The organism is Micromonospora sp. DT68, from assembly GCF_049847245.1.
In the GTDB taxonomy this organism is placed as follows: domain Bacteria; phylum Actinomycetota; class Actinomycetes; order Mycobacteriales; family Micromonosporaceae; genus Micromonospora; species Micromonospora profundi.
On sequence record NZ_JBNCNZ010000051.1, the window covers coordinates 1 to 1,106 of the forward strand.

Below are 1,106 nucleotides of genomic sequence, written 5' to 3' on the forward strand. Positions count from 1 at the left end.
ACCCATGGGGAGTGGTACACCTCGGGTCAGTACTCACTCGGACCGGTCGACAGCCGCCTGGTCCTCGGCCGCTGGTAGCGCCGACAGGGGAGTTGGTACGGGGCCCTGAGTCAGGGCCCGATACGCAGAGGGCGGCCGAACGGTCGCCCCCTGCGCCGTGTGTGGAGAGGGCCGGGAACGGCCGCGGACCCACCCGCGCCCGTTCCCGAACCGGGTCTGGGGCTTTCTTGAACTGTCCTACAGCGCCGCTGGCGAAAATCTGCAGCTCGCACTGCGAGCTTGGGTGCCGAGTGGCATCGGGGCTGCCGGTCACGTGGCGACCGGGACGTCGCCGGCCAGAGGACGATAGGAAAGGTTGCACATGGGAGAGAGACGGATGAGCGGTGCTGGACGTCGGCTGTGGCGGTTCCCCGCTGGCGCTGTCCGCCGACTCGCGCTCGTCATGCTGTGCTCGGCGGTGGCACTGCCCGGGACCACACTCATGGCCGAACTGTCCGGAACCGGGGCGGCACAAGCCGCCGGTCCGCGACCGATGTTCCAGCTGCCCGCCCCGTGTGGCGAGACGTGGCGACTGTCGACCTATGCCGGGCACGACGACTACGACATCGACATGACTCCCACCTCGGGTAGCGCATGGGGGCGGCCGATCCTGGCATCCTTCGGCGGGACTGTGGTGCGAGCGGGCATCGACGGGACGCTCGGCGGACGTACTCCGTCCAACCCCTCCGGTCCGATGGGGACCGGTGGCGGCTACTACGTGCGTATCGACCACGGTAACGGGTGGCAGAGCCTGTACCTGCACATGCTGCAGTCACCGATGGTCAGTGTCGGCCAGCAGGTGAGGATCGGGCAGCAGTTGGGCAAGGTCGGCAGCACCGGCAGTTCCAGCGGCCCGCACCTGCACTTCGAACAGACCCGGGACGGCGCCAAGGTGGAGTCGTACTTCAATGGCGTGCCCTCGGGCATCACCCACGACAACTACTCGTACAGCGTCAACAGGACGAGCTACAACTGCGGCCCGGTGGGTAGTGCGGCGCCGGCGTTGATGCGTGATGACGGTGACGGGACGATGACGTTGTGGCGGTGGTCGTCGTCGGGTTCGTCGT

The 1,106-nt window shown here is 67.8% G+C and carries 1 protein-coding gene; it reads left to right on the top strand.

Annotated elements, in window-relative coordinates; translation table 11 throughout:
* Positions 1 to 376: 376 nt before the first annotated feature.
* Positions 377 to 1,106 (top strand): M23 family metallopeptidase (locus tag ACPXB1_RS30565; RefSeq protein WP_425736166.1); only part of this gene is annotated, 730 nt, incomplete at its 3' end.